Origin of the sequence: Salinivibrio sp. MA351 (assembly GCF_001996065.1) — a bacterium.
Lineage (GTDB): Bacteria > Pseudomonadota > Gammaproteobacteria > Enterobacterales > Vibrionaceae > Salinivibrio > Salinivibrio costicola.
Window position 1 is genome coordinate 1 of sequence record NZ_MUFG01000057.1, and the last position, 1,315, is coordinate 1,315.

General features: G+C 43.7%; 2 protein-coding genes. One reads left to right on the forward strand and one right to left on the reverse strand.

From position 1 onward, the window contains the following. The coding region (locus tag BZG78_RS15235; RefSeq protein WP_131826098.1) for a hypothetical protein at nt 1-608 on the reverse strand (608 nt) is incomplete at its 3' end. Between the two features lie 228 nt (nt 609-836). Between BZG78_RS15235 and BZG78_RS15240 the strand changes: the two genes are divergently transcribed. Further along, nucleotides 837-1,315 (forward strand): hypothetical protein (locus tag BZG78_RS15240; RefSeq protein ID WP_108743400.1); only part of this gene is annotated, 479 nt, incomplete at its 3' end.

A 1,315-nucleotide genomic window follows, 5' to 3' on the forward strand; every position in this document is an offset into this window, starting at 1 on the left:
TCTAAGTAGTAGTCTATTGTTTTATTAAAGATGTGATAACTGAATATTTCTTTGCAATATTTATTTTTACTCAAACCCTCCTTGAGTTCATCAATTATCTCATCCCTGTTTTCTAGAGCTTCCCTGCTCATTTCAGGCAATAATGAATTTAATGATTTTAATAAACATTTCTTCTCACTCTTAGTAAAAAGTGGAGCGATGGAGTAATCTCCTATCTGCGAGTTAGGGAAAATAAAATCATAAGTAGATGCATGTTTTTTAATGCAATCTCTACTTGACGAGGTCTCAATGTATTTCCAGAACTCCTCTTTGTTTTTATAATGGTTTGAGAAGAAATTTTGCTCTTCTGAAAGCTTAATCTGCTTGGCTGACTGCTCCGAACGATGCGCCAGTGCAATCAGGCCAATGATGGAAAGCGTTGCAGCCAGTAACCGGATAGGCACTTTAAAAAACTCAAGCAAGTTGTTAAAACACGTTGCGGTAAAGCACCAAGATAAGCCTGTGTAGTGGACAATCGCTCCTGTCGTCCCCAAGGTAAGGAGTCCCCCAAGAATTAAAACAGCCCTAAACACGGGAAGTTTGGTGACGGGAAGGTCAGGGTTAAACATATTGGCTATCCATCCGGCTGAAAAACAATAGTTTAATGATGCTTGGCCACAAAGTCATGCCTCAGTCGTCGCAGTTTCATGTATGGCTTAAATCTACGGAGCAACGCTCAAAAAGCGGAACAGCTACGCAGTGTTTTGCGACGCACTCGTCAACCGTCAGATGTGAGTTTTGATCCGGCGCTGAGGTTTGCTATTACCTATAAGCAAACCACACGAGGAGGCAAAAGGATGAGCCCAACTTCAGCGCTGATTGAGCTACAACGTGAGGCCACGAGCGAGCGGGCATCGCTGGTGGCGGTGATGGAAAAAGCGTATGACTATGCGGTTGAGAATGATCTGCATGAACTTGAAACATGGTTATACAACGAGCTAAACGGCTACTCTGACACCACCATCACGCCCTGGTATCGGCGGCTAAGTGGAACACTGCTTGCCGAAATGTCGTTTAGCGGCTGGCACCCTATTGAGGGAGAAGGCGATGACTTTAAGCGCCACGTCACCACATTTACCTGCCGGTTACCCATTGCAGAGATTGTCACCTACCATGAGTGCAAGCACCCTATATGGCTTCCATTTACCAGTGATGAGAAGGAGTTCTTGAGTGAGACGGTAGGGATAGGTATCAGCTACGGCGTATTTTTAGGAGGAGATCAATTAAAGCCCTTGATAAATCAGGCAAATAAAAAACTACTTCTTTTGTTTTATAT